This window comes from Streptomyces brasiliensis (genome assembly GCF_014647875.1).
GTDB classification, from domain to species: domain Bacteria; phylum Actinomycetota; class Actinomycetes; order Streptomycetales; family Streptomycetaceae; genus Streptomyces; species Streptomyces brasiliensis.
Window position 1 is genome coordinate 46493 of record NZ_BMQA01000003.1, and the last position, 25493, is coordinate 71985.

At 70.4% G+C, this 25493-nt stretch carries 25 protein-coding genes and 1 pseudogene; 19 read left to right on the top strand and 7 right to left on the bottom strand.

Translation table 11 applies throughout. The features are described from left to right. The first annotated feature begins 2 nt into the window (after positions 1-2). The 13 genes from IEZ19_RS06100 to IEZ19_RS06160 are packed head-to-tail and all read left to right on the top strand — an operon-like array spanning position 3 to position 14383. Entirely contained in the window at positions 3-1523 is a 1521-nt protein-coding gene (locus tag IEZ19_RS06100) for a right-handed parallel beta-helix repeat-containing protein (protein ID WP_189309974.1), read from the top strand. Position 1524: 1 nt separating this feature from the next. After that, entirely contained in the window at positions 1525-2757 is a 1233-nt protein-coding gene (locus tag IEZ19_RS06105; RefSeq protein WP_189309975.1) for an O-antigen ligase domain-containing protein, read from the top strand. A 2-nt stretch (positions 2758-2759) separates the two neighbouring features. Then, entirely contained in the window at positions 2760-4001 is a 1242-nt protein-coding gene (locus IEZ19_RS06110) for a glycosyltransferase (RefSeq protein WP_189309976.1), read from the top strand. After that, positions 3998-5233 (top strand): class I SAM-dependent methyltransferase, encoded by a 1236-nt coding sequence (locus tag IEZ19_RS06115; protein WP_189309977.1) that lies wholly within the window; start codon positions 3998-4000, stop codon positions 5231-5233. The genes IEZ19_RS06110 and IEZ19_RS06115 overlap by 4 nt, the downstream gene beginning before the upstream one ends. Continuing rightward, complete coding sequence (locus IEZ19_RS06120) at positions 5230-6060, top strand: glycosyltransferase family protein (protein WP_189309978.1); 831 nt, start codon at positions 5230-5232, stop codon at positions 6058-6060. The genes IEZ19_RS06115 and IEZ19_RS06120 overlap by 4 nt, the downstream gene beginning before the upstream one ends. Further along, positions 6057-6704 carry a PIG-L deacetylase family protein gene (locus IEZ19_RS06125; protein ID WP_189309979.1) on the top strand — a complete coding sequence of 216 codons (648 nt, stop codon included), beginning with the start codon at positions 6057-6059 and terminating at the stop codon, positions 6702-6704. Before IEZ19_RS06120 ends, IEZ19_RS06125 begins: the two co-directional genes overlap by 4 nt. Positions 6705-6707: 3 nt before the next feature. After that, positions 6708-7733, top strand: a complete 1026-nt coding sequence (locus IEZ19_RS06130; RefSeq protein WP_189309980.1) for an NAD-dependent epimerase/dehydratase family protein — start codon at positions 6708-6710, stop codon at positions 7731-7733. Then, the gene (locus IEZ19_RS06135; RefSeq protein WP_189309981.1) at positions 7721-9004 is read left to right on the top strand and encodes a DUF4910 domain-containing protein; all 1284 of its coding nucleotides are present in this window, start codon (positions 7721-7723) and stop codon (positions 9002-9004) included. Before IEZ19_RS06130 ends, IEZ19_RS06135 begins: the two co-directional genes overlap by 13 nt. Before the next feature lie 5 nt (positions 9005-9009). Next, on the top strand, positions 9010-10320 hold the full coding sequence (locus IEZ19_RS06140) for an MATE family efflux transporter (protein ID WP_189309982.1): 1311 nt from the start codon (positions 9010-9012) through the stop codon (positions 10318-10320). After that, positions 10317-11264: a glycosyltransferase family 2 protein gene (locus IEZ19_RS06145; protein ID WP_189309983.1), complete on the top strand. Its 948-nt coding sequence runs from the start codon at positions 10317-10319 to the stop codon at positions 11262-11264. The genes IEZ19_RS06140 and IEZ19_RS06145 overlap by 4 nt, the downstream gene beginning before the upstream one ends. Further along, positions 11261-12493, top strand: coding sequence for a polysaccharide pyruvyl transferase family protein (locus IEZ19_RS06150; RefSeq protein ID WP_189309984.1), 1233 nt, complete (start codon positions 11261-11263; stop codon positions 12491-12493). Before IEZ19_RS06145 ends, IEZ19_RS06150 begins: the two co-directional genes overlap by 4 nt. Continuing rightward, positions 12490-13029, top strand: coding sequence for a dTDP-4-dehydrorhamnose 3,5-epimerase family protein (locus tag IEZ19_RS06155; RefSeq protein WP_189309985.1), 540 nt, complete (start codon positions 12490-12492; stop codon positions 13027-13029). Before IEZ19_RS06150 ends, IEZ19_RS06155 begins: the two co-directional genes overlap by 4 nt. A gap of 19 nt (positions 13030-13048) precedes the next feature. Then, positions 13049-14383 (top strand): glutamate-1-semialdehyde 2,1-aminomutase, encoded by a 1335-nt coding sequence (locus IEZ19_RS06160; protein ID WP_189309986.1) that lies wholly within the window; start codon positions 13049-13051, stop codon positions 14381-14383. Positions 14384-14390: 7 nt separating this feature from the next. Here IEZ19_RS06160 and IEZ19_RS06165 read toward each other — a convergent pair whose 3' ends face one another. Next, positions 14391-15071 (bottom strand): phosphatase PAP2 family protein, encoded by a 681-nt coding sequence (locus IEZ19_RS06165; protein ID WP_189309987.1) that lies wholly within the window; start codon positions 15069-15071, stop codon positions 14391-14393. Then, positions 15068-15205 carry a hypothetical protein gene (locus IEZ19_RS06170; protein ID WP_189309988.1) on the bottom strand — a complete coding sequence of 46 codons (138 nt, stop codon included), beginning with the start codon at positions 15203-15205 and terminating at the stop codon, positions 15068-15070. The genes IEZ19_RS06165 and IEZ19_RS06170 overlap by 4 nt, the downstream gene beginning before the upstream one ends. Positions 15206-15220: 15 nt before the next feature. Between IEZ19_RS06170 and IEZ19_RS06175 the strand changes: the two genes are divergently transcribed. Further along, complete coding sequence (locus IEZ19_RS06175; protein WP_189309989.1) at positions 15221-16003, top strand: transposase; 783 nt, start codon at positions 15221-15223, stop codon at positions 16001-16003. A gap of 676 nt (positions 16004-16679) precedes the next feature. Here the strand turns inward: IEZ19_RS06175 and IEZ19_RS06180 are convergent. After that, positions 16680-17138, bottom strand: a complete 459-nt coding sequence (locus IEZ19_RS06180) for a MarR family winged helix-turn-helix transcriptional regulator (RefSeq protein WP_189309990.1) — start codon at positions 17136-17138, stop codon at positions 16680-16682. A 204-nt stretch (positions 17139-17342) separates the two neighbouring features. Between IEZ19_RS06180 and IEZ19_RS06185 the strand changes: the two genes are divergently transcribed. Both IEZ19_RS06185 and IEZ19_RS06190 read left to right on the top strand, forming a co-directional pair. After that, complete coding sequence (locus IEZ19_RS06185; RefSeq protein ID WP_189309991.1) at positions 17343-18308, top strand: alpha/beta hydrolase; 966 nt, start codon at positions 17343-17345, stop codon at positions 18306-18308. A gap of 126 nt (positions 18309-18434) precedes the next feature. Beyond that, on the top strand, positions 18435-19511 hold the full coding sequence (locus IEZ19_RS06190) for an alpha/beta hydrolase (protein ID WP_189309992.1): 1077 nt from the start codon (positions 18435-18437) through the stop codon (positions 19509-19511). Between the two features lie 735 nt (positions 19512-20246). On the opposite strand, the gene IEZ19_RS06195 is transcribed toward IEZ19_RS06190, so the two are convergent. Further along, positions 20247-21191 (bottom strand): helix-turn-helix transcriptional regulator, encoded by a 945-nt coding sequence (locus IEZ19_RS06195; protein WP_189309993.1) that lies wholly within the window; start codon positions 21189-21191, stop codon positions 20247-20249. A gap of 103 nt (positions 21192-21294) precedes the next feature. On the opposite strand from IEZ19_RS06195, the gene IEZ19_RS06200 reads away from it, so the two are divergent. The 3 genes and pseudogenes from IEZ19_RS06200 to IEZ19_RS06210 form a co-directional block, all read left to right on the top strand. Then, the gene (locus tag IEZ19_RS06200; RefSeq protein WP_189309994.1) at positions 21295-22173 is read left to right on the top strand and encodes an alpha/beta hydrolase; all 879 of its coding nucleotides are present in this window, start codon (positions 21295-21297) and stop codon (positions 22171-22173) included. Next, a complete protein-coding gene (locus tag IEZ19_RS06205; protein WP_229839996.1) occupies positions 22170-22934 on the top strand; it encodes an SDR family oxidoreductase in 765 nt (254 codons plus the stop codon). The genes IEZ19_RS06200 and IEZ19_RS06205 overlap by 4 nt, the downstream gene beginning before the upstream one ends. A 162-nt stretch (positions 22935-23096) precedes the next feature. Beyond that, positions 23097-23379, top strand: a pseudogene (locus tag IEZ19_RS06210) (transposase); the annotation flags it as partial. On the opposite strand, the gene IEZ19_RS06215 reads toward IEZ19_RS06210, so the two are convergent. The 3 genes from IEZ19_RS06215 to IEZ19_RS06225 form a co-directional block, all read right to left on the bottom strand. Continuing rightward, positions 23346-23600 (bottom strand): hypothetical protein, encoded by a 255-nt coding sequence (locus tag IEZ19_RS06215; RefSeq protein ID WP_189310335.1) that lies wholly within the window; start codon positions 23598-23600, stop codon positions 23346-23348. The pseudogene IEZ19_RS06210 and the gene IEZ19_RS06215 overlap by 34 nt on opposite strands. 159 nt (positions 23601-23759) lie before the next feature. Continuing rightward, positions 23760-24785, bottom strand: coding sequence for a DMT family transporter (locus IEZ19_RS06220; RefSeq protein WP_229839998.1), 1026 nt, complete (start codon positions 24783-24785; stop codon positions 23760-23762). Next, complete coding sequence (locus IEZ19_RS06225; RefSeq protein WP_189309995.1) at positions 24782-25387, bottom strand: TetR/AcrR family transcriptional regulator; 606 nt, start codon at positions 25385-25387, stop codon at positions 24782-24784. The genes IEZ19_RS06220 and IEZ19_RS06225 overlap by 4 nt, the downstream gene beginning before the upstream one ends. Between the last annotated feature and the right edge of the window lie 106 nt (positions 25388-25493).

Below are 25493 nucleotides of genomic sequence, written 5' to 3' on the forward strand. Positions count from 1 at the left end.
GCTTGGGGATCAAGTGGCGGCACTGGGTGCTGCCGGCGGCACTGCTGGCGCTCGCCCTGCCCGCGGCCACCGGCTGCGAGAGCACGCCGGGCGCGCGCTCAAAGCCGACCGCCGCGCCGTCCACGCCCGTGGCCCGGGTGTGCGCCGCGCCCGCGTCCGGGCCGGCGAAGGCGCCGGCGGGCGCGGTGACGGTCGATCCCGCGGTGGCCGGTGACCTGGCGGCGAAGACCAAGAGCAGCCCCGCGCACACCACGTTCTGGCTCAGGCCGGGCAAGCACCGGCTCGAAGCGGACCGCTACGCCCAGGTCATCCCGAAGAAGGGGGACGTCTATCTCGGCGCGCCGGGAGCGGTGCTCGACGGCCGCAAGACCAACCAGTACGCGTTCGCCGGCACCGCCCCCGACGTCACCATCCGCTATCTGACCGTGCAGGGGTTCGTCGCCCCGCGCGACGAGGGCGTGGTCAACCACGACTCCGCCGACGGATGGGTGATCGAGCACTCGACGATCCAGAACAACTCCGGCGCCGGGCTGATGGCCGGTGCCCGCCAGCAGGTCCGCGCCGACTGCCTGCGCAACAACGGCCAGTACGGCATGAACGCGTACAAGGGCAGCGGCCGGATCAGCGGCCTGGTGGTCGAGGACAACGAGATCGTGGGCAACAACACGGACGACTGGGAACGGCGGCAGCCGGGCTGCGGCTGCACCGGAGGCATCAAGTTCTGGGCCGTCGACGGCGCCGACGTACGCGGCAACTGGGTGCACGACAACCGCGGTACCGGGCTGTGGGCGGACACCGACAACAACGACTTCCTCATCGAGGACAACGTGCTGGAGGCCAACGACGGCGCCGCGCTGATCTACGAGACCAGCTACAACGCGATCATCCGGAAGAACACGATCCGGCGGAACAACTGGGTCGAGGGCCGCAAGTACGCCGACCGCGGCGACAGCTTCCCGTTCGCGACCGTCTATCTGTCCGAGTCCGGCGGCGAGCCACGGGTCCGGGCCCGCACCGACAAGATCGAGATCTATGAGAACGTGCTGAAGAACAACTGGTCCGGGATCACCCTGTGGGAGAACGCCGACCGGTTCTGCAACAGCCCCGCCAACACCTCGTCCGGCGACTGCACGTTGCTGGTGAAGAAGCGGAAGCGCTGCGCACAGCCGGCGATCGCCAAGGCACCGCTGTACGCCGACTGCCGCTGGAAGACCCAGCGGGTGGACATCCACGACAACCGCTTCGTGCTGGACAAGTCCGTCGTCGACTGCACGGTGAAGTGCGACCGCATGGCGGTGCTGGCCAACTACGGCACCTATCCGGACTGGTCGCCGTACCAGGGCGACCGGGTGGCCGAGGCGATCACCCTCCAGCAGCACAACCGCTGGCACGACAACGTCTATGTCGGACCGTGGCGGTTCGTCGTCCACGACCCGAGCCGGATCCTCGACTCCGTGCAGTGGCAGGGCACGCCGTACCGGCAGGACGCGGGCAGCACCTTCCGTGCCCAGGACGGTGGTTGAGATGAGCACCGACCGTACGCCGAAGATCGTCGGGACCGTCTGGGGACTGCTGGTCCTCAACACCCTCGGCTCCGCCGGGGCGAAGACCATCGTCCCGCTGCCCCGCTCCCTCATCCAGATGGTCACCATGGGCGCGCTGGTCACCGCGTTCGCGCTGGCCCTCGCGGTCAATCACCGGCTGCGTATCCGGGCCAGCGCCTATCTGTTCCTGCTCACCCTGCTGCTGGTGCTGAGCGTGATCTCCAGCGTGCACCTGGAGTCCGGGTTCGGCGCGCTGTTCCGCTGCTTCCGGCTGGCTCTGTTCATCGGCACGCTGTGGCTGCTCAGCCGCTGGTGGGACGGTGGCGAGACGTTCGTCAGGCACCACATCCGGATGTATCTGGCGGTGCTCGGCACGGTGGCCGCCGGCCTGGTCGCCTCACCGGGCGCAGCCCTGCCCGACCTCTACGGCGGGCGGCTGGTCGGTGCGTTGTGGCCGCTGACCCCGCCGCAGATCGGCCAGTACGCCGCAGTGATCATCGGGCTCACCGTGCTGCTCCTGCTGGGCCGCCGGACCGACGGGACCAGCGCGGCGGTGGTCATCGTGCCGTCACTCGTCCTGCTCGCCCTGACCCACACCCGCACCGCCACCCTCGGCCTGCTCATCGGGCTGGCACTGGCGATCGGTTCGCTCATGCTGACCAGCGCCGCCGCCCGCCGGTTCTTCACCTGGGCGGTGGCGATCGGCGCGGTGGCCGCGGTGGGCTTCGCCTCCGCCCTGCAGACCTGGTTCCTGCGCGGCCAGAGCCAGGAGAACTTCTCCAGTCTCACCGGCCGGGCCAAGGTCTGGCACGCCCTGCTGACAGCGCCGCGGACGACCGCCGAGTACCTGTTCGGCGCGGGTCTGGGCGACAAGTCGTTCAACGGGCTGCCGATCGACAACAGCTGGCTGGCCGTCTACAACGAGCAGGGTGTGATCGGCGTCGGCCTGGTGGCGGCGTTCATCGTGGTGCTGGGCGCCGTCGCGCTGCTGCGGCCGCCGTCGCTGCCGAGGGCCTGCGCGATCTTCCTGATCAGCTACTGCGCGATCGCCTCGTACACCGAGGCCGGGCTGGGCGACGCCTCGCCGTATCTGCTGCACCTGACCGTGGCGGCCTCGCTGCTGGCGGCGCCCGCGGCGGCCACTCCCCTTTCGGCACCGCAATTCCCTCGACGGCGCGTCCCGCGATGGGCCCAGAGATCGGAGGTGAGCTGAGCATGCACGTCCTCGTGGTGCACAACCGCTACGCCTCGGCGCAGCCGAGCGGCGAGAACAAGGTCGTCGACCAGGAGGTGGCGCTGCTGCGCGAGGCAGGCCACCGGGTCGAGGTGTTCGAGCGGCGCAGCGACGACATCGCCGCGCGGTCCCTGGCCGGCAAGGCCGCGCTGCCTCTGCTGGTGCCATGGAACCCGGCGGTCCGTTCGGAGCTCGCCGCCCGGCTGCGCACCGAGCGGCCGGACGTGGTGCACGTCCACAACGTCTTCCCGCTCCTGTCGCCGGCGGTGCTGGCCGCCTGCGCCGACGCCGGTGTGCCCGCGGTCGCCACGCTGCACAACTACACGCAGATCTGCCCGCCCGGCACCCTGCAGCGGGACGGGCGGCCGTGCACCGAGTGCGTCGGGTCCACGCCGCTGCCCGCCGTCCGGCACGGCTGCTACCGCAACTCCCGGCTGGCGACGGTGCCGCTCGCGGTCAGTCTGTCGGTCAACCGGCGGCGGTGGTGGACCGGCGTGGAGCGGTTCTTCTGCATCTCCGCGGCGCAGCGCGAGGTGCTGGTGCGGGCCGGTATGCCGGCCGAACGCCTGGCGGTGAAGCACAACTTCGTGCCCGAACCGGGCGTGGTCCGGGAGGGCGACGGCGAGCATCTGCTCTATCTCGGCCGGCTCGCGGAGGCCAAGGGCGTACGGCTGCTCATGGCGGCGTGGGACGAGATCGCCGCCGGCGGCGGTGTGGGCGTGCCGCTGGTGATGGCCGGCACGGGGCCGCTGGAGCGGGAGGTGGCCGCCTGGGCGGCGGGCCGGGACGACGTGCGCTACGCCGGTCTGCTCGACACGGCGGAGTGCCGCAAGGCGGTCGCACGGTCGGTCGCCGTGGTGGCTCCGTCGACCTGGCTGGAGGCGTTCGGTCTGGTGGTCGTGGAGGCGATGGCGGCGGGGGTGCCGACGGTCGCCGCCGGGCACGGCGCCTTCGTCGAACTCGTCGACGACGGGGTGACCGGGCTGCTGCACCGGCCGGGCGAGGCCGCCTCGCTGGCGTCCTGCATCCGGCGGGTCGCGGCGGAGCCGGCCCGCAACAGGGAGATGGGCCGGGCGGCCCGGGGCCGCTACGAGCGGGACTTCGGTCCGGCCGTGGGGCTGGAGCGCCTGGTGGAGGGGTACCGCACCGCGATCGCGGGACGGTCAGCACTGGCTCGCGGCGGGGACACCCGCGCGGGCAGGGGGGATGGGGACAGCAGATGACACGATGCCGACTCTGCGGCTCGGAAGCGATGGCGAGCGTCGTCGACCTCGGGGCGACGCCACCGTGTGAGAGCTTTCTCGCCGCGGACCAACTGGATCGGCCGGAGCCGGCGTACCCGCTGCACCTACGGGTCTGCACCGACTGCTGGCTCGCGCAGATCCCGCCGCTCATCACGCCGGAGGAGACGTTCAGCGAGTACGCGTACTTCTCCTCCTTCTCGACCTCCTGGGTGGAGCACGCGCGCACGTTCGTCGACGGCGCCGTGCAGCGGCTGGGTCTGGGCACCGACGCCTTCGTGGTCGAGGTCGCGAGCAACGACGGGTATCTGCTGAGGCATGTGGTGGACCGCGGGATCCGCTGCCTCGGCATCGAGCCCTCGAAGAACGTCGGCGCCACGGCGCGGGACGCGGGCGTGCCCACGCTCACCGCGTTCCTGGACCCGGAGACCGGCGCCGCCGTCCGTGCCGAGAACGGCCCGGCGGACCTGGTCGTGGCCAACAACGTGTACGCGCACATCCCCGACGTGGTCGGCTTCACCCGGGGACTGCGGTCCCTCGTCGCCGACGACGGCTGGGTCTCCATCGAGGTTCAGCACCTGCTGACCCTGATCGAGGAAAACCAGTACGACACGATCTACCACGAGCACTTCCAGTACTACACGGTCGCGTCGGCCATCCAGGCGCTGGCGAGCGGCGGACTCTCGCTGGTGGACGTCGAGTTGCTGCCCACGCACGGCGGCTCCATCCGGCTGTGGGCCCGGCCGGCCGAGGTGGCGGGCGAGCCGTCCGGGCAGGTGGCCGAGGTGCTGGACCGGGAGAAGGCGGCCGGGCTCCAGGACCTGTCCGGGTACACCGAGTTCTCGGCCCGGGTGGCCAAGGTGCGCCGGGACCTGCTGCGGTTCCTCATCGAGGCGGCCGAGCGCGGCGAGACGGTCGTCGGCTACGGCGCCCCGGGCAAGGGCAACACCCTGCTCAACCACTGCGGCATCCGGCCGGACCTGCTGCCGTACACCGTCGACCGCAACCCCTACAAGCACGGCAGGTTCACCCCGGGCACCCGCGTCCCGATCCTGCCGCCCGAGCGGATAGCCGCCGACAGGCCGGACTACGTCCTGGTCCTCCCGTGGAACCTGCGGGCCGAGCTGGTCGAGCAGTTGTCCTTCGTGCACGACTGGGGCGGCCGACTGGTCTTTCCCATACCGGAACTGAGCATTGTCGAGGTCAAGGCATGAAGGTCGTACTGTTCTGCGGCGGCTACGGGATGCGCATGCGCAACGGGACCTCCGACGACGTGCCCAAGCCGATGGCGATGGTCGGCCCGCGGCCGCTGATCTGGCATGTCATGCGCTACTACGCGCACTTCGGGCACACGGAGTTCATCCTGTGCCTCGGGTACGGGGCCCATCACATCAAGGACTTCTTCCTCAACTACGAGGAGACGACGTCCAACGACTTCGTGCTGCGGGGCGGGCGGACCGAGCTGCTGTCCACCGACATCGCCTCCTGGACGATCACCTTCGTGCAGACCGGCATCGAGTCGCCGATCGGGGAGCGGCTGCGCCGGGTGCGCCACCACCTGGACGGCGACGAGATGTTCCTCGCCAACTACGCCGACGTGCTGACCGACGCCCCGCTGCCGGAGATGATCGACAACTTCGCCCGGCGCGACGCCGGTGCGTCGATGATGGTGGTGCCGCCGCAGTCGTCGTTCCACTGCGTGGAACTGGGCGAGGACGGACTGGTGGGGGGCATCACGGCGGTGAGCGACATGCCGCTGTGGGAGAACGGCGGCTACTTCGTGCTCCGCCAGGAGGTCTTCGACCACATCCCGGAGAACGGGGACCTGGTCGCCGACGGTTGCGCCCAACTGGCCAAGCAGGGAAGGCTGGTGGCGCACCAGCACCGTGGTTTCTGGAAGCCGACCGACACCGTGAAGGAGCGGGCCGCGCTCGACGACGCCTACACCCGTGGCGACCGCCCATGGGCCGTGTGGGAACACGGCGGCACGGGGACGGGCGTGCCCGCGAGCCGGTCCGCCGCCGGGTCGGGTACCGCGTGATCCGGCTCGGGGCCGGGCGCCTGGACCGGATCGTCGCGGTGGGCGCGCACTGCGACGACATCGCCATCGGCGCCGGCGGCACCCTGCTCGCGCTGTGCCGGGCGCGGCCGGGCATCCGCGTCGACGTACTGGTGCTCACCGGCGGCGGCAGCGAGCGGGAGGACGAGGAGCGGGCCGCGCTCGCCGCCTTCTGTCCGGGTGCCGACCTGCGGCTGACCGTGCACAAGCTGCCGGACGGGCGGCTGCCCGCGCACTGGGACGAGGCCAAGGCGGCGGTCGAGGAACTGCGCGGGCAGACCGATCCCGACCTCGTCCTCGCCCCGCGCACCGACGACGCGCACCAGGATCACCGTGGTCTGGCGAAGCTGATGACCACCGCGTTCCGCGACCATCTCGTACTCGGCTACGAGATCGTCAAGTACGACGGCGACCTCGGCCGGCCGGCGGCCTACCAGCCGCTGCCGGCGGAGGTCGCCGAAGCGAAGGTACGGCTGCTGGAGGAGCACTACCCCTCGCAGCGGCACCGGCCCTGGTACGACCGGGAGGCCTTCCTCGGGCTGGCCCGGATCCGCGGCATCGAATGCAACGCGCGCTACGCCGAGGCGTTCGCCGTCACCAAACTCACTCTCGACCTGGGGGATTGAACCTTGCGCGTACTGCTGACCGGCCACCAGGGCTATCTGGGCACCGTGATGGCCCCGGTCCTCACGGCCGCCGGGCACGAGGTCGTCGGACTGGACGCCGGCCTGTTCGCCGACTGCGTGCTGGGCCCGGCGCCCGCCGACCCGCACGGACCGCGGGTCGACCTGCGCGACGTCACGGCCGAGCATGTCGCGGGGGTGGACGCCGTGATCCATCTGGCCGCGCTGTCCAACGACCCGCTGGGCTCGCTGGCGCCGGAGCTCACCTACGACATCAACCACCACGCGTCCGTACGCCTTGCCCGGCTGGCCCGCGAGGCCGGGGTGCGGCGCTTCCTCTATGCGTCGACATGCTCCGTCTACGGCGCCGCGGGCGGCGACGACCTGGTGGCCGAGGACGCCCCGCTGCGGCCGGTGACGCCGTACGCGGAGTCCAAGGTGCGGGTGGAGGACGACCTGCACGAGCTGGCCGACGGCGACTTCAGCCCGGTGTACATGCGCAACGCCACCGCCTTCGGCTTCTCGCCCCGGCTGCGCGCTGACATCGTGCTCAACAACCTGGTGGGGCACGCCCTGCTGTCCGGTGAGGTCCTCGTCCTGTCCGACGGCACCCCCTGGCGCCCGCTGGTGCACGCGGCCGACATCGCACGGGCCTTCGCGGCCACGCTGACCGCGCCGCGCGAGGCGGTCCACGACCGGGCGTTCAACATCGGCAGCGAGTTCAACAACGTCACGGTCGCCGAGATCGCCGAGCAGGTCGCCGAGGCGGTGTCCGGCGCGAAGGTGGTGATCACCGGCGAGAACGGTGCCGATCCGCGCTCCTACCGGGTGGACTTCTCCCGGTTCCGCGCGGCGATCCCCGGCTTCGACTGCGAGTGGACGGTGAAGCAGGGCGCGCTCGAACTCGCCGACGCCTACCGGAAGCACGGGCTGACCCGGGAGGACTTCGAGCAGCGCTTCACCCGGCTCGCCGTGCTGCGCGCCGCGTCCGACGCCGGCACCGTCGACGACACCCTGCGGTGGCGCCGATGACCGCGGCCGGCGAAGAGATGTACGCGCTGGTGGAGCGGCTGTACCCGCTCTGCCGGAGCATCACCGGCGACGGGGTGCGCGCCACCCTGGAGATCGTCGGTGAGTACCTCCCGCTGCAGGTGCACGAGGTGCCGACGGGGACTCAGGTACTCGACTGGGCGGTGCCGCAGGAGTGGAACATCCGGGACGCGTACATCGCCGACACCGCCGGAAACCGGGTCGTCGACTTCGCCGCGTCCAGCCTGCACGTGCTCGGCTACAGCGTGCCGGTGTCGGCGACCATGCCGCTGACCGAGCTGCGCGGACACCTGCACACCCTGCCGGACCACCCGGCCTGGGTGCCGTACCGCACCAGCTATTACACGCCGACCTGGGGGTTCTGCCTGGCCCAGGAGACCTTGGACGCGCTGCCGGACGGCGAGTACGAGGTGCACATCGACTCCACACTCGCCGACGGCCACCTCACCTACGCCGAGCATGTGATCCCCGGGCAGGTCGCCGACGAGGTGATCGTCTCCTGCCACGTCTGCCACCCGTCGCTGGCCAACGACAACCTGGCCGGCATCGCGGTGGCGACGTTCCTGGCGCGCGCGCTGGCGCAGGAAACGCCCTACTACACCTACCGGTTCCTGTTCGCGCCCGGCACCATCGGCGCGATCACCTGGCTGGCCCGCAACGCCGAGCGCGTCGAGCGGGTCAAGCACGGACTGGTGCTCGCCTGCGCCGGCGACTCGGGCCGACTGACGTACAAGCAGAGCAGGCGCGGCGACGCGGAAATCGACCGGGTGCTGCGGCATGTGCTGGCCGCCTCCGAACGCCCGCACCACGTCGCCGAGTTCACTCCGTACGGCTACGACGAGCGGCAGTTCTGCTCGCCCGGGTTCGATCTCGGCGTGGGCTCGCTCAGCCGGACCCCGTACGCCGGCTACCCCGAGTACCACACCTCGGCGGACGACCTGGACTTCGTCTCCCCGGAGGCGATGGCGGACACGCTCGCCGTCTGCCGCGAGGCATTCGCCGTGCTGGACCGCAACCGGCGGTACGTCAACCTCAGCCCCTACGGCGAACCACAGCTGGGCCGGCGTGGGTTGTACGACTCGCTCGGCGGCCGCAGCGACGCGAAGCAGGCCCAGATGGCCATGCTCTGGGTGCTCAGCCTCTCCGACGGCGAGCACAGTCTGCTGGACGTCGCCGAGCGGTCCGGGCTGCCGTTCGGCACCATCGCCGTCGCAGCGGACGCCCTGCACGGTGCCGGACTGATCAAGGCCTGACACCGATGACCACCGAGAGGGAGACGATGACGACACCGGCGGCCCCGGCCAGACCCGCCCGGCGGGCCGCCACGCGGGCCATCGCCGGCCGGTTGTCCTGGGGACTGGCCGACCAGGCGGCCTGCAGCCTGAGCAACTTCGCGGTGGGGATCTACGTGGCACGCTCGCTGGGGCTGTCCGCGTTCGGCGTGTTCAGCCTGGCCTGGGCGACCTACGGCGTGGTGCTCAACGTCTCCCGCGGGCTGGCCACCGACCCGCTGATGGTGCGCTTCAGCGGCGTGCCGACCGCGTCCTGGCGCGCGGCGGTGGCCAAGTCGTCGGGCACTGCGCTCGGCGTCGGGGCCGCCATCGGCGCGGGGTGTCTGGTGGTCGGGCTGGGTCTCGGCGGCCACGTCGGATCCGCGTACGCCGGCCTCGGCGTCATCCTGCCGGGGCTGTTGCTGCAGGACGCCTGGCGGTTCTCGTTCTTCGCCGCCGGCACCGGGCAGAAGGCGTTCGTCAACGACATCGTGTGGGGCGTCGCACTCATCCCGGCCATGGTGGTGGCGGCCCGCGTGGGCACCGTGGCCGCCTTCCTGCTCGCCTGGGGCGTGTCCGCCGCGGTGGCCGCGGGCTACGGCTGCCTCCAGTCCGGCATCCGGCCCCGGCTGACCGGAGCGCGCGAGTGGCTTCGTGAGCAGCGCGACCTCGGCTACCGGTACCTGGTCGAGAACGTCAGCCTCAGCGGCGCGTACCAGCTGCGGGCGTCCGGGCTCACCGCGATCGTCGGGGTCAGCGCGGTGGGTGTGGTCCGGGGCGTCGAGCTGCTGCTCGGCCCGTTCTACGCGGTGCTGACGGGGCTGTCGCTGGTCACCGTCGCGGAGGCGGCCCGGGTGCTGCGGCGGGCCCCGCACCGGCTGGGCAGGTTCTGCCTCCTGCTCAGCGGCGGGCAGGCCGCCGCCGCGCTGCTCTGGGGCGCGGTGCTGCTGCTGATGCCGGACCGGGTCGGCGAACTCTTGCTCGGCGACGTCTGGCACTCCTCCGCGCAGCTCATCGTGCCGGCCACGCTCAGCGTCGCGGGCGCCAGCCTCGGCATCGGCGCGACGGCCGGGCTGCGCGCGCTCGGCGTGGCCCGGCGCAGCCTGCGCTCCCAGCTGCTCGCCTCCCTCTTCTATGCCGGCGGCGGGATCGGCGGGGCGGCCGTGGCCGGCACGGTCGGCTCGGCCTGGGGTGTCGCCGCCGCGACCCTCAGCGGCTCGGCCGTGTGGTGGCTGCAGCTGCGGTCCGCCCTGCGCGAGCACCACCAGAACACCATTCGCGAAGTGAGGACGTCATGACCGCCCTTCCCCGGTTGAGCATCGGCCTGCCCGTGTACAACGGCGAGGAGTACCTGGCCGAGTCGCTCGACGCCCTGCTCGGCCAGACCTACGAGGACTTCGAGCTGGTCATCTCCGACAACGCCTCGACCGACGGGACCCAGGACATCTGCCGCCTGTACGCCGCGCGGGACTCGCGCATCCGGTACCTCCGGCTGCCCCGCAACATCGGCGCCACCCCGAATCACAACCATGTGTTCGACGAGTCCCGCGGCGAGCTGTTCAAGTGGGCCTCGCACGACGACCTGTACGGCCGGGACCTGCTGCGGCGCTGCGTGGAGGCGCTGGACGAGCGGCCGGACATGATCCTCGCGCACACCGGCCAGGCGGTCATCGACGGCGACGGCCAGGTGAAGGTCCCGTACGACTACGGGCTCGCCACTGACTCGCCGCACCCGCCGGAGCGCTTCCGCAGTCTGCTGTTCGAGCCCGGTGGAGACGACTTCTACGGGGTGCTGCGGGCCGACGTGCTGCGCCGGGTGAAGCCGCTCGACAGCTACCACCACGCGGACCGCACGTTTGTCGCCGAGCTCACCCTGCACGGGCCCTTCCACCAGGTACCCGAGGTGCTGTATTTCCGCCGTGACCACCCCACCCGCGCCGAGCGGGCGAACCCGAGCAAGCGCTCCCGGTGCGTCAACCTGGACCCGCGTCGGGCAGGCCCGCTGCACCCGACGCCCCGGCTGCTCGCCGAGTACCTCTGGGGCTTTGTCTCGGCGATCCGGCGGGCGCCGTTGTCCCCGGCCGACCGGCGCGCGTGCTACCGCCACCTGGGCGCCTGGATGACCAGCCGGGTCCGGCCGGGCGCCGGCGAGCGGGTCGAGGACCGCGCCCCGGGCGACCCGGGCCGGCTCACCGTCTCCGTCGACGCCCTCGTCGCCGGCCGTGAAGAGAGGCAGTCATGACTTCTGCGAACAGGACCGCGGTGCGCGTCGGGGTGTGCGGCGTGCTCGGCGCCGGCAACCTCGGCAACGACGGGTCGCTGGAGGCCCTGCTCGGGTACCTCCGCGCCGAGCACCCGGAGGCGGCCGTGGACGCGCTGTGCAGCGGACCCGAGGTCGTCACGGCCCGGTACGGGATCCCCGCGACGCGGCTGCACTGGAACCGTGGGGAGTACCGAACCGCGTCGCGCGCGGGCGCGATCGCGGCGAAGGGCCTGGGCAAACTCGTCGACGCCTTCCGCGTCGCCGCCTGGGTGCGCCGGCACGATGTCGTGATCGTGCCGGGCACGGGCGTCCTGGAGACCACGCTGCCGCTGCGGGCGTGGGGCTTCCCGTACTCGATGTTCCTGCTCTGCGTGGCTGGGCGGCTGTTCGGCACCAAGGTCGCGCTGGTCGGCGTCGGCGGTGACGCGATCGGCCACCGGCCGACCCGCGCCCTGGTCCGCTGGTCGGCGCGGCTGGCCGCCTACCGGTCCTACCGGGACGCCGTGTCCCGCGACGCGGTACGGGCGATGGGCGTGGACACCGCGCGCGACGAGGTCTACTCGGACCTCGTGTTCTCCCTGCCGACGCCGCAGGCGGGCGTACCCGAGGGCCCGCAGGGCCCAGTCTGCGTCGGCGTCATGGCCTACTACGGAAGCAACGACGACCGGGCCCGGGCCGAGGAGATCAACCGGCGCTACCTCGACGGGATGAGCCGCTTCGTCCGCGCGCTGGTCGAGGACGGCAGGCCGGTCCGGTTGCTCATCGGCGACGAACTCGACATGCCGGCGGTCGACGCGGTCCTCGACGCGGTGGACTCGCCGCTGGTCACCGCCTCCGAGGCGTCCTCGCTGGCCGACCTGATGAAGGAGACGGCGGCTGCCGACGCCGTGGTGGCGGCCCGGTACCACAACCTGATCTGCGCGCTGAAGGTCGGAACGCCGGCGCTCGCAGTCAGCTACTCGGCGAAGAGCGACGCGCTCATGGCTCAGATGGGGCTGGGCGCGTACTGCCATCCGGCTCGCGAGGTCGACGCCGACCGGCTGCTCGAGCAGTTCCGGGCGCTGGAGCAGCGATCGGCGGAGCTACGGCGGACCCTCACCGAGCGGAACCAGGTCGTCGCCCGCCGCCTCGAGGACCAGTTCACCGCCTTGACCGCGGCCCTGTTCCCAACGACCGACCACACCCACGCCCTGCGGGAGGCTCCATGAAGGCGACCGAAGTCCCGGCGATCGCCGGCGCGTACCTGTTCGAGTCGACGCCGTACGCCGACGAACGCGGCTTCTTCTGCCGCACCTTCGACGCCGACGTGGTCCGCTCGGTGGGGCTCGACCCGGACGCCTTCGTCCAGGACAGCGTGTCCCGCTCGGCCCGGGGCGTGCTGCGCGGCCTGCACCTGCGCTCCGGCGCCGGCGAGGCCAAGCTGGTGCGGTGCTCGTACGGGAGGGTCTTCGACGTGGTCGTGGATCTGCGGACGGACTCGCCGACCTACCTGGGCCGGGCCTTCTTCGAGCTGTCCGGCGAGACACAGGTGACCCTGTACATCCCGGCGGGGTGCGCGCACGGCTTCCAGGCGCTGACCGAGACCGCCGACGTCTCGTACCGGATCGACCGCCCGCACGATCCTTCCGAGGACGTGACGATCGCCTTCGACGACCCGGAGCTCGCCATTCCCTGGCCGCTGCCGGTCACATCGATGTCCCAGCGGGACCGGGAGGCGCCGGGTCTCGCCGAGGTCCTGCAGTAAAAAGACAGGTGAGGTTCGCGTGGATCGCACGGACACTGAAGAGTTCCTCCTCCCCCGGTCGCGGCTGGCGAACGAGCGGCTGCACGCCATGATCCCCGGGGGCGCGCACACCTACGCCAAGGGCGACGACCAGTACCCCGAGAACCTGGCCCCGGTCATCAGCCACGGCCACGGCGCCCACGTGTGGGACGTCGACGGCAACCGCTACGTCGAGTACGGCTCCGGCCTGCGGTCGGTCAGCCTCGGCCACGCCCACCCGCGCGTGCTCGAGGCGGTGCGGCGGGAACTCGACCGCGGCAGCAACTTCGTCCGGCCGTCCATCGTGGAGGTCGAGGCCGCGGAACGCTTCCTGGCCACGGTGCCGACCGCCGAGATGGTGAAGTTCGCGAAGAACGGCTCCGACGTCACCACCGCGGCGGTGCGCCTCGCCCGCGCCGTCACCGGGCGCCCGCGCGTGGCGATCTGCGTCGACCACCCGTTCTTCTCCGTCGACGACTGGTTCATCGGCACCACACCGATGTCCGCCGGTGTTCCGGCGGCGTCCACCGAGCTCACCGTGGCGTTCCCCTACGGGGACCTGGCCGCCACGGAGGAGTTGCTCACCCGGTACCAGGACGAGGTCGCCTGCCTGATCCTCGAACCCGCCACCCACACCGAGCCGCCGCCCGGGTACCTCGCCGGCCTCCGCGAGCTGGCGGACCGGCACGGATGCGTACTGATCTTCGATGAGATGATCACGGGCCTCCGCTGGTCCGAGGCCGGCGCCCAGGGCCTGTACGGCGTCGTCCCCGACCTCTCCACGTTCGGCAAGGCGCTGGGCAACGGGTTCGCCGTCTCCGCGCTGGCCGGGCGCCGCGATCTGATGGAGCGGGGCGGACTGCGCCACTCCGGCGACCGGGTGTTCCTGCTGTCCACCACGCACGGTGCGGAAACGCACTCACTGGCCGCCGCGATGGCCGTGCAGACCACCTACGTCGAGGAGGGCATCACCGCGCGGCTGCACGCCCTCGGCGAGCGGCTGGCCGCCGGTGTCCGCGACGCGGCGGCCGGCATGGGCGTCGGCGACCACATCGTCGTCCGGGGCCGGGCCAGCAACCTGGTCTTCGCCACCCTCGACGAGAACGGGCAGCCGTCGCAGCAGTACCGCACCCTGTTCCTGCGCAGGCTCCTCGCGGGCGGGGTGCTGGCCCCGTCGTTCGTGGTGAGCAGCGCGCTCAGCGACGCCGACATCGATCACACCGTCGATGTGGTGGCCCAGGCATGTGCGGTGTACCGGAAGGCACTGGACGCCGCCGACCCCACCCCCTGGCTGGCCGGGCGACCGGTGAAGCCCGTATTCCGCCGCTTGGCGTGACGTGACGTCAGCGACGCTCCCGCCGACCGGCGTCGGCCATCCGATCGACCAGCCAGTCAGCCATCCGGTCGACCAGCCACGCGGTCGCCGGTACCACCGCGAGCGCGGTGCACCAGCCGCCGAGGACGTCGGTCGGGTAGTGCGCGCCCAGGGCGACCTGCGCCCATCCCATCGCGGCTCCGGCAACCAGCGCCGCGGCGAGCACGAGTGACGTACCGGCCGTCCTGGCGAGGCCGAGCCGGCCGGTCACGAGCAGCGCCACCATGGAGGCGAGCGCGGTGGCGAAGGCGGTGTGCCCGCTCGGATAGGACAAGTTGTCGCCGTGGATGGTGCGTCCCACCAGGGACTTGAGCAGAGTCGCCGTCCCCACGGTGATACCGGCCCCGGCAACGACGAACACCGCTGCGCGAGGACACCGAAGCAGCAGGCAGCCCGTCACGATGGCCACGACCAGCGTCGCCGCTCCGATGGGCTCCCCCAGGAAGTCCGCGGCCAGAGCGACGTGCCGCCACGGCGGCCGCACACCGTCCATCGCCGGCTGGATCCACGCGTCCACCGTGCCGGGCCGGCTGTGGCCGGCGTACAGGACTCCGAGCACGACGACCATCAGCGTGGCGAGGGCCGCGACCACCCCGAGCCACGCGCGCAGCGACAGGGGCAGCACCGTGGGCGCCGGCCCGCCGGTCACACGCCCACCGCGTCCGGTCGGCCTGTGGTGCTCTGCCGTGATCGGTAGATGGTGTTCCGGATCTTGACTTCTCGAGGCAGGGTGAGGGTGCGGCCCTTGCCCGGCCTGTTTGCGGTGACCTTCTTGTCTGCCATGCGCAGCAGTGGTCCATGTCCCGGTCCCCGTGGGACCACGAGCCGGTCGACGACCGGCGGATCGACCTGCTGATGCCTGCGCCGACGACCGCGCCCCACGACGGCGGGGCGTTGTTGCCGGACGACTCCGGTGACCGTAAGTCCGGACACGCCACGGCCTATGTGTCCCGTCAGTGCCTCGCCTCCCGCGGGCGGGTCGGAAACGGCATCGTCGCGGCCGCCACCGCCCGGGCCGATGAGCGCGTGCACCACCTGCCGCACACCGTGCCCTGCCAGCCGGCTCCCGCCCTGCCTCAGGGGCCCGCCGATCCGGCGTTTCGCACCAAGGGCCAACTGGCCGCCCACCTGGTGCTCCGGGCCCGCGTCGCGACCCCCTACTCGGTGGCGGTCGAGCCGAACACCCCGCTCATGACCGAGACGGGGAAAAGCCCGCCCACCGTCGCAGACCATCCGGCAGATGCGATGCACTCCCCCTCCCGTCGGGGCCGACGCCATGTCACCCGCCGCTACCGCGATGCCGCGCCCCCCGAGAACTGCCCGCTGCCGCTGGTCGACGTGGCCTTCGGCTTCTGCCGGCGCCAACTCCCCACCAGCGAGCCCCCCGTCGTGTCTGACTCGGCCCGCGCGGGACATCAGCCTGTGCAGTCCCGAACTCGCCAGCCTGTCCGTCACCCTAACCAACATTGCGGTCGCGGCAAACCGCCGCCGGAAAGTCCATGCGTCAACACTCCGCGAATTTGGTTCTGGATCGCTTTTCCGTACCGGAGCCACGGAGTGTCACCGAAACCGCGATCGTGATGCGTCGTGGATGACGCCCTCCTGCGGGCCCCGACTTGGGCCCGGGGCACGTTGTCGGCACCGCTCGGCCCTACCGAGGCCGCAGGTCAGACGGCCTGTCGGACCGGCTCGAGAATGGCGACACACTCCACGTGATGCGTCATCGGGAACAGGTCGACTTCGAACAGAAATACAAAACCGCAGGTCAGACGGAACTTTTCAGATGTTCTTCCCGGCCTGGAGGGCTCGGAGCGTCAAACGAGCGTCACGGCTCAACCCCCGCGTTCCCCGCTCTGGAGCCACTCGACGCGGCCTTGGGAGCACACTCAATTGAGATCACTTCCGCGCACTGCGGAAGCTCCTCCGCGCGGCCAAGGTCTCTCTACGGCACCCGCTCACCGGGCGTAAGCCGCTCCGGTCGTCTGCCCGAAGTACACACCGCGGCGGACGCTGATTCCCCTACGCGCAGGAGGACGCGTCCTCGCACCCTTCCCGGAGATCGAACCAGAAGTCGACACCGGCACCCACGCGAACTCACCGCCCGCTTCCCTCCACCGCCGCCTCCCCGGCAACTTCATCTGCGACACGGACCGGGGTGCCTTGATTGCCGCGCGGACTCCGGCAGACAGGCCAGTCACCAAGATCAAAGTCCTGTGGCTGGCGCGCCAGCCTTGACGAAACAGACAGGGGCCGCGTCTCAACTGTTGGTGACGTTGGCAGTGAGCAGGCGGAGCAGGTGTTTGGCGGTGGCGTCCTGTTCCGGGTTCAGGGCCATGGCCTCGCCGATGGCCAGAGGGACGCTGTGGGCCTTGGTCCGCAGCTCCGCGCCGGCGTCGGTGAGGTGGATGACGACGGAGCGTTCGTCGTCGGTGCGGCGCTCGCGGCGGATCAGGCCGGCGGCTTCGAGTCGCTTCAGCAGCGGTGAGAGGGTGCTGGACTCCAGGTGGAGGGCGGTGCCGAGCTCCCGGACGCTCACGCCGTTCTGCTGCCAGAGCACCAGCATGACCAGGTACTGCGGGTATGTCAGTCCGAGCTCGTCCAGGAGCGGCCGATAGCGGGTGGTCACCGCTCGCGAGGCTGCGTAGAGGGCGAAGCACAGCTGGTCCTGCAGCAGGAGCGAGCCCTGTTCTGCGGGGTGGTCTGGGGCCTGGTCCATCGCTTCACTCCTCATGCGGGCTGAACGGCAGGACTCCAGACTAGCTTTCCCGACACACACGATCACATCGCGCTCGTTCAAAGCTGGCTCGATTGAGTTGCGCGCGACTTAATTGGTCGCTATCTTCTCCCTTGTGCTCGCCGCCCGGACGACCGACCGGCGCACGCACCGCCCCAGTAGTTCCTTCGTCTCCAGGAGACCGTCATGTCCGAGCAGACCGCCCGCCCCGTGCTTGAGCCGGCCGCCGCCGCTTTCGTCGAGGCCACCGCGAACCCGCCGTACCTCTTCGACCTCGGCCCGGTGGAGGGCCGTAAGGCGGTCGACGAGGTGCAGTCCGGCGAGATCGGCAAGCCGGAGGTCGACGAGGAGTGGGTGACCGTCCAGGGCGGGCCCACCGGATCGGTCAGGGCCCGCATCGTTCGCCCCGCCGGCGCCGAGGGCACCCTGCCGGTGATCGTCTACATCCACGGCGCCGGCTGGGTCTTCGGCAACGCCCACACCCACGACCGGTTGGTGCGGGAACTCGCCGTCGGTGCCGGTGCGGCGGTCGTCTTCCCGGAGTACGACCTCTCCCCCGAGGCCCGCTACCCCGTCGCCATCGAGCAGAACTACGCCGTGGCCCGCCGGATCGTCACCGACGGCGCGGCCAAGGGCCTGGACGCGACCCGGATCGCGGTGGCCGGCGACTCGGTCGGCGGCAACATGAGCGCCGCGCTGACCCTGATGGCCAAGGAACGGGGTGATGTCCCGCTGGTGCAGCAGGTGCTGTTCTACCCGGTCACCGACGCCGCCTTCGACACGCCGTCGTACCACCAGTTCGCCGAGGGTTACTTCCTGCGCCGCGACGGCATGCAGTGGTTCTGGGACCAGTACACCACCAGCGAGGCGGAGCGCGCCCAGATCACCGCTTCCCCGCTGCGCGCCACCACCGAGCAGCTCACCGGCCTGCCCCCGGCCCTCGTCATCACGGGCGAGGCCGACGTCCTGCGCGACGAGGGCGAGGCGTACGCGAACAAGCTCCGTGAGGCCGGTGTCCCGGTCACCGCGGTCCGCCACCAGGGCATCATCCACGACTTCGTCATGCTCAACGCCCTGCGCGAAACGCACGCCGCCGAGGCCGCCATCAACCAGGCCGTCGCGACCCTGCGCACCGCCTTCCGCACCGCCTGATCCCTGCCGCCCGGGCACGGCGCCACGTCCTGACCGCCGCCCCGCACAGTCCGGCGCCCTCACCCGCGGTCCCGCCGACGGGGTGGGTGGGGGCGCCATCCAGCACCATCTCACCCGGAGTTTCCCATGCCCAGCACCCGTATACGCATCAGCCGCAAGACGGCCGTCACCGCAGCCGTCGCCCTCGTCACCGGGGCCGCGATCAGCATCTCTGCCACCGCCTCCGCCACCCCGTCGTCTGCCAAGCAGCAGGGCGTGGTCCTCGAGAAGGACGCCCAGACTTTCGCCGACGCGGCCGCGAAGAACCCCCCGATCTACACCCAGTCCTACGCGGACGCCCGCGCGGCTCTGGACAGCGCCCAGTCCGGTGACGTCGACAAGCTCCCGGCCGACGTCACCCACCGCACCCTCAAGGTCGGCCCCACCGGTGAGGTGACCATCCGCATCGTCAGACCGGCGGGCGTGAGCGGAACGCTGCCCGCCGTCATGTACTTCCACGGCGGCGGCTGGGTCCTGGGCAACGAGAACACCCACGACCGGCTGGTCAGGCAGATCGCCAACGGAGCTCGCGCCGCGGTCATCTTCGTCGACTACACGCCCGCGCCTGAGGCCCGATACCCCATTGCCATCGAGCAGGCCTACGCCGCCACGAAGTGGGTCGCCGAGCACGGCAGCGAGATCAACGTCGACGGCTCCAAGATCGCAGTCGCCGGTGACAGCGCCGGCGGCAACATGGCCGCCGCCGTCACCCTCATGGCCAAGCAGCGCAGCGGTCCGAAGCTGAGCGGGCAGATGCTCTTCTACCCCGTCACCGACGCCGACTTCACCACCACGTCCTACCAGCAGTTCGCCGATGGCCCCTGGCTGACCCGCAACGCCATGAAGTGGTTCTGGGACACCTACGCCCCCAACGCCAAGGACCGCAAGCAGATCCTCGCCTCCCCGCTGCGCGCCAGCCTCAACCAGCTCGCGAACCTGCCCAAGGCTCTGGTCATCACCGACGAGGCCGATGTGCTTCGCGACGAGGGTGAGGCATACGCGGCCAAACTCCGCGCCGCCGGCAACGACGTCACCGCCGTCCGCTACCAGGGCACCATCCACGACTTCGCCATGCTCAACGCCCTCGCCGACACCAACGCCGCCAAGGCGGCCGTCGACCAGGCCAGCCACTTCCTCTACGACGACCTGCACAACGGCTCCTGACCGTAAGGCTTGCTGGGCCTGCGCGGCTTTCACCTCGGCCGAGGCCGCGCTGCGGCTCCGCGGACCGTGTGGTTTCTCGGCCAGGTCTCGATGTGGCAGACACCGCTGCGGCGTATCGCCGCAGCGGTGTCTCATAACTGGTCAGGAGTCGAACCTGCCCTTGGCTCCGCAGGTCAAGTCCTCGGTCGCCGTCGATCGCCCCGCAATGATGGTCCTTGCCCGCGTCCATGCCGACCGAGATCTGGGGCACCGGCACCCCCGTCAGTTCATCGTTCACGGTCCCGCAGACAACCCCGCCGCCGTGTCCCTGCACAGCGATCTCGCGCCGCACATCCCCCTTGGCGACCTGGGCTCGGAACGGCCAACCTCCGTGAGCCATCCAGCGGCTACCCCCGTGCCGGCCACACCCGGAACCCCGGGTGATCCAACCCTACGAATCGCTCGATCAACCCAACAAGAAAGGTAGGGATTTCCCATGTCCCGTTCCTCTAAGCCGGTTCAACCGACCGTACGGTCGTCGACACGGTGAGCAGCACTGCCGCCTCGCACAAGTCCGAGGCGGGCAAGGCCGCGCCGACCGTCGTGCACGCGGTGGCGTTTCCGAGCCGGAGGGGGTGACGGACCTCATCCGCCGCGCGGCACATGACATCCGCTGACCCCCAGGGTCGCGATCGATGCCGGCCCGTACTCGACGACCCGGCGGTTTCTAACGGGGAAAACTCTTAGCCGGACTGTTCACTGAACGCGCGGCCCGTTGGCGCGGAGCGGTTTCCCAGTCGAGGGCTGCGAGTTTCCATCAGGAATTCCGTGTGGACCACCCGGATTCTCTTGTGGCATGGTCTCGATCTCGCTTGTCGCGGCCAACGCGCCGAGTAGGCTGAGCGCCTCGGCCGAGGGCGATCCCGGCTCAGCAGCATAGGCGTAAAGCCAGCTCTCGCTGCTGGCAATCTGCATCGCTTCGGTATACGCAACAATTTCGCCGACGACGGGATGATGGAACCGTTTGGGCCCGCGGCAATGCGCGTCCACGTCGTGCTCGGCCCACCAGGTGCGGAACTCCGGACTGACCACGGACAACTCACCAACGAGCGCGTGCAACTGGCTGTCACGCGGATAGCGGCCCGCCGCCTGCCGCAGCACTCCGACGCTCAAGCGGGCGACCATCTCCCACTCGACCAGCAAGTCGCGCGCCGTCGAGTCCAGGAAGAGCCAGCGCGGATGGCTCGCCGACACCGACGGCAGTGGTTCAAGGCCCGGCAGCAGGGCGCGACCCAGGAGGTTCATCGCCTGCACGTCGCCGCGCACATCGACAACGATCGCCGGGATCTGAAGGCTGTCAAGGAGCATCCGTGTGCCGGCATCGAGCGGTGACACCAGCGCCTGCCCTTGCTCACGCGCAGTGACCGTGGACCTCACGAGGTTATGAAGGTGTCGCTGCTCGACCCCGCTGAGACGGAGCGCCCGGGCAATCGCATCGAGCACCTGGTCGGAGGGCTGGAGATGTCGGCCCTGCTCGAGGCGCGTGTAGTAGTCGGCGCTGACGCCCGCCAACATCGCGACCTCTTCCCGTCGCAGCCCGGGAACTCGGCGGTGACCGGCATGGGGAACGCCGACGTCTTCCGGCTGCACGCGCGCTCGACGGCTGCGCAGGAATTCCCGCAGTTCCCGATTCATGGCCATAGGTGCAATCGTACGCAGTGGTCCCGGTGACCTGGGTAGGTCGCTGCGTCCTAGGAAGGTCTGGCCCCTTCCTGGTTTGCGTCCCCCCGATGAAACTCATCGCATGACCACTTCTCCAGATCTGTCCGCAGCCGAAACGGCGACGCAGGAACGGCGCACCGGTTATGACGCCTTCATGATGCGACCGATGCCCCGTGGTGTACGAACGGAGTCCACCGTCGTGGGAGGGCGCGCGGCGCTCGAGCTCATCCCGGAGCATATGGAAAACAAGTCTGCGCGGCTGCTCTACATCCACGGGGGTGCCTTCGTCATGGGCTCCCCGACCGGTTACGCCGGGTTCGTCGCTCAACTCACGAACCGGGCGTCCATACATACGGTCAGTGTCGACTACCGACTCGCACCCGAACATCCCTTCCCCGCGGCAGTCGACGACGCACTCGGCGCGTACCGCGAACTGCTGGACCAAGGCACGCCTGCTGACAGCATCGTCCTGGCAGGGGACTCCGCTGGGGGTAACCTGGTGTTGGCCGCCCTCCTTTCGGCTCGTCAGGCGGGCCTTGCGATGCCGGCCGGAGCAGTCCTGATGTCGCCTGTCACCGATCTCTCCATGGCCAGTGAGTCGATGGCATCGAAGAATGGCATCGACCCCCTCTTCGTCCCTGAAGCCCTTGCAGGGCCCTTCGCCGAATACCTTGCGGGGACTGATCCGCGCGCCGAGCTCGCCAGTCCCGTCCATGCCGACTTCAGCGGGTTTCCGGACCTGCTCATCCAGGTCGGCACTCATGAGCTGCTCCTTGACGATGCCACTCGGCTCGCCGCCCGAGCAGCCGCTCACGACGTGAACGTCACCTTGGAAGTCGAGGCCGGTGCCCCACACGTCTTCCAGATCGGTTACGAGACGTCGCAGACGGCAGCGTCCGCGCTCGACCGGATCGCGCTCTTCATCGGCCGTGCTCTTGAGGCATCCGCGCACCGGGCATGAGCGCGACCACCCTCGACCTGTCGAGAAGGACCTTCATGACAACAAGATCTGAACACAAGGTTGCGCTGGTGACGGGGGCGAACAAGGGCATCGGGTTCGCCATCGCGGCGAGCCTGGGAACGCTCGGTTTCGTCATCGCCGTGGGCGCACGCGACGCGACACGAGGCGCGGCAGCCGTTGAACGGCTCGAAGCGACTGGCATCAACGCGTTCGCCGTCGCTCTCGACGTCACGTCAGATGCCAGCGCGTTGGCGGCCGCTGAGCACATCGCCGGACGAGCGGGCCGCCTGGATGTCCTTGTGAACAACGCTGGGATCGCCGGCCGCAGCGACAACGGCGCACAGGACCCCACCACGCTCGACCTCGACGTGTTTCGCACTGTCGTGGAGACGAACGTGCTCGGCGCGGTCAGGGTCACCAACGCCTTGCTCCCGCTGCTCACGCGCGCGCCGTCGCCCCGCATCGTGAACGTGTCGAGCAACATGGGCTCGCTTGCGCTGCACACCGGGCCGATCATGGCGGCCTACTCGTCCTCCAAGACCATGCTCAATGGCCTCACCGTGCAGTACGCACGACGTTTCGCCGAAACAAAGATCATGGTCAACGCTTGCTGCCCCGGGTACGTCGCCACCGACTTCACCGGGCACTTCCCCGACCGCACGCCCGAAGAGGGCGCGGCGATCGCTGTCCGTCTCGCCACCCTCCCGGACGACGGGCCCCGCGGTGGATTCTTCGACGATGACGGCGATATTCCCTGGTGAGAGGCTTCAGCGAGGACGAACGAAGCCGAGCGCCGTTACCGCCCTTCCCTCTATGGAAGAGACCCGGGGTGTCACCCGGGCCACGAAGCCGCTCGTGACGGCCTGCAAGAGAGGAGGATTCCGCAGTTGCCCTACGGGGGGTAGAAAGTTCGTCGCTTCACTTTGAACCGTGTCCTACGTGGTGAGGCGTCGTCGACGTCAGTATGGGCGGGTACGTGGAGTCGGATCGTGCCGGACGGCTTGTGGCAGATCGCGAAGCCGCTGATCCCGCCGTGGAAAGCGCGGCCGCAGGGCGGCGGAACCGCAGGACACGTTTGATGAGACGCTGTTCGCAGCCGTCATCGACGTGCTGGTCAGCGGCTGCGCCTGGCGAGCCCTGCCGCCGTGCTTCGGGAGATCGAAGTCGACCGCTCACCGCTGGCTCCTGATCTGGTCGAGAGCCGGCGGATCTGGGCTTAGCCGGCGTGTGGGCCCCTCGTCCAAGGTGAGATGGATGTCGAGGAGGCAGATGAAGCCGCAGGTGGTCGATGCCCAGCGGGCCGGCACCACCACTCGGCTCGCCAGTCCGCGCTGTGGATCCGCGGGGATGCGCACGGGGCCGGTCGCCGTGTCGATGCCGTAGCGTCCGAACCATTTCCGCACCCAGCCGGGCGTGGAACGCAGCAAGCAGGGCCTCCCGGCGGACGGCGTCGATCTCCTCGTCGAAGTACGGGCCGAACACCACCGAGTTCAGCCGCGTGTCCGTCAGCGACGTCGGCGTGCCGGTGTCGGCCGCGATCCGGTTGATGATCTCCTGCAGCTCGTGCGACTCGGCGGTTCCGTATTTCACGTGGGCGTCACCTCGTTTGCCGGGTCGACGGCCACCGGCGCAGAGGGTGCGGCGGTGTGCGGCGGCCCGGCCCGGCGGGCCCGGACGCCGATCCGGCGGCCGGAGCGTGCGGGCGTGATGAGGACGGCCAGGCAGCCGCCGACGAGGGCGATCCCGATCCAGCCGAAGGCCGGGAGCCGTTCCCCGACGACGAGCACCGCCAGCACGGCCGCGACAGCCGGCTCCAGGAGCGACAGGGTGGTCGCCGTGCTGGCGGGAACGTGCGCAAGTCCCCGGCCGAACAGGAGGTACCCGGCGAACATCGGCACGATCGCCATGTATGCGCCGACACCGGCATTGGACCAGGAGTCGACCAGGGGCGCGCCCGTGACCAGCAGGACGGGCAGGAGCAGCAGCCCGCCGAGCCCGAAGATCGAGCCCATCGCCGCACGCGAGGCGATCCCGTTGCTGATGAGCCGGTGGGCCGCCCACGAATACACCGCGTATGTCACGGCGGCCAACAGGCCGAGCACCACCCCGAGCATCGTGGCCGCTGTGGAGGTCGGGTCGGCACCGTCGCGGCTGCGCGTCGCTTCCGCCACGCACAACAGCACGGTGCCGAGCAGGCCGATGGCCGCTCCGAACATCCAGCGGCGGGTGAGGCGCCTGCGGTCCACGACGCGCTCGATGAGGGCCGATGCCAGCGGCGCCGTCCCGATCGAGATCACCGTTCCCGCGGCCACTCCGGCCAGATGCATCGAGCTGTAGAACCCCAGCGGGTACACGCCCACCGCGGCGGCCCCCAGGAGCACGGTGCCCGTCCGGGCGCACAGTTCGCGGGCCTGCCCCTTTATCCGGGGTGCGGCCACCACCGCCTGGAGGATTCCGCCGAGCCCCATGGCCGCAGCCCCAATTGCCAGCGGTCCCACGGCCGGAGCGAACGTCGCCACCGTGCCCGTCGTGCCCCACAGCACCGATGCTGTGAGCACGCACAGTGCCCCGACGCTCGTCGAGCGGGCACCGCTTCCCGTGGTTCGACTCACAGCTGCTCCAGCAGCTCTGCCGCAAGCACACGCGCCTGTCGGATCCGGGAGCTCCCGCCTTCCAGTCCGGCGCGCACCGTCGCACCCTCCAGCAGGAACGACAGATGCTCCGCGGTCACGTGTACCTGTTCGGGACGGCCGGGCAGCAGCTCTTCGAGGTGTTTCACGAGCAGGGCTTCGACGTCCTCCTTGTAGCGGCGTACGACCGCCCGCCCCTCGTCACCGGCAGGCAGCTCGGCGGCGACGTTCAGCAGTCCGCAACCGCGAAATCCCTGCTCGTACTCGAATTCCGCGTGGTCGACGTAGGCATCGAACACGGCCAGCACACGGCCGCGCGCGTCCTGGGCCCGCTCCAGCCGCGCGCGGTACAGACCCAGCCACTCCTCGTGGCGCCCCTCAAGGTAGGCCTGCACCAGCTCGGCCTTGGACGCGAAGTTGTTGTACAGGCTCTTCTTCGCCACGCCCGCCTGGTCAGTGATCGTGTCGATCCCGGTCGCCGACACGCCATCGGCGTAGAAGCGGTGTGCCGCAGCTCGCAGCAATCGCTCCCGGGCGGGGCGCCGTCGCACGGCCCCGCCCGTCTTTTCGACGGCCTCGTCCATCACACACTCCAAAGTAGGTAGATAGGGCTACCTACTTTAGCGTGCTGGTCCGTGATCCGCGCAACGTGCGCGTGATGCGACCGGCCGGGTGGGTATTCGTCCCGGG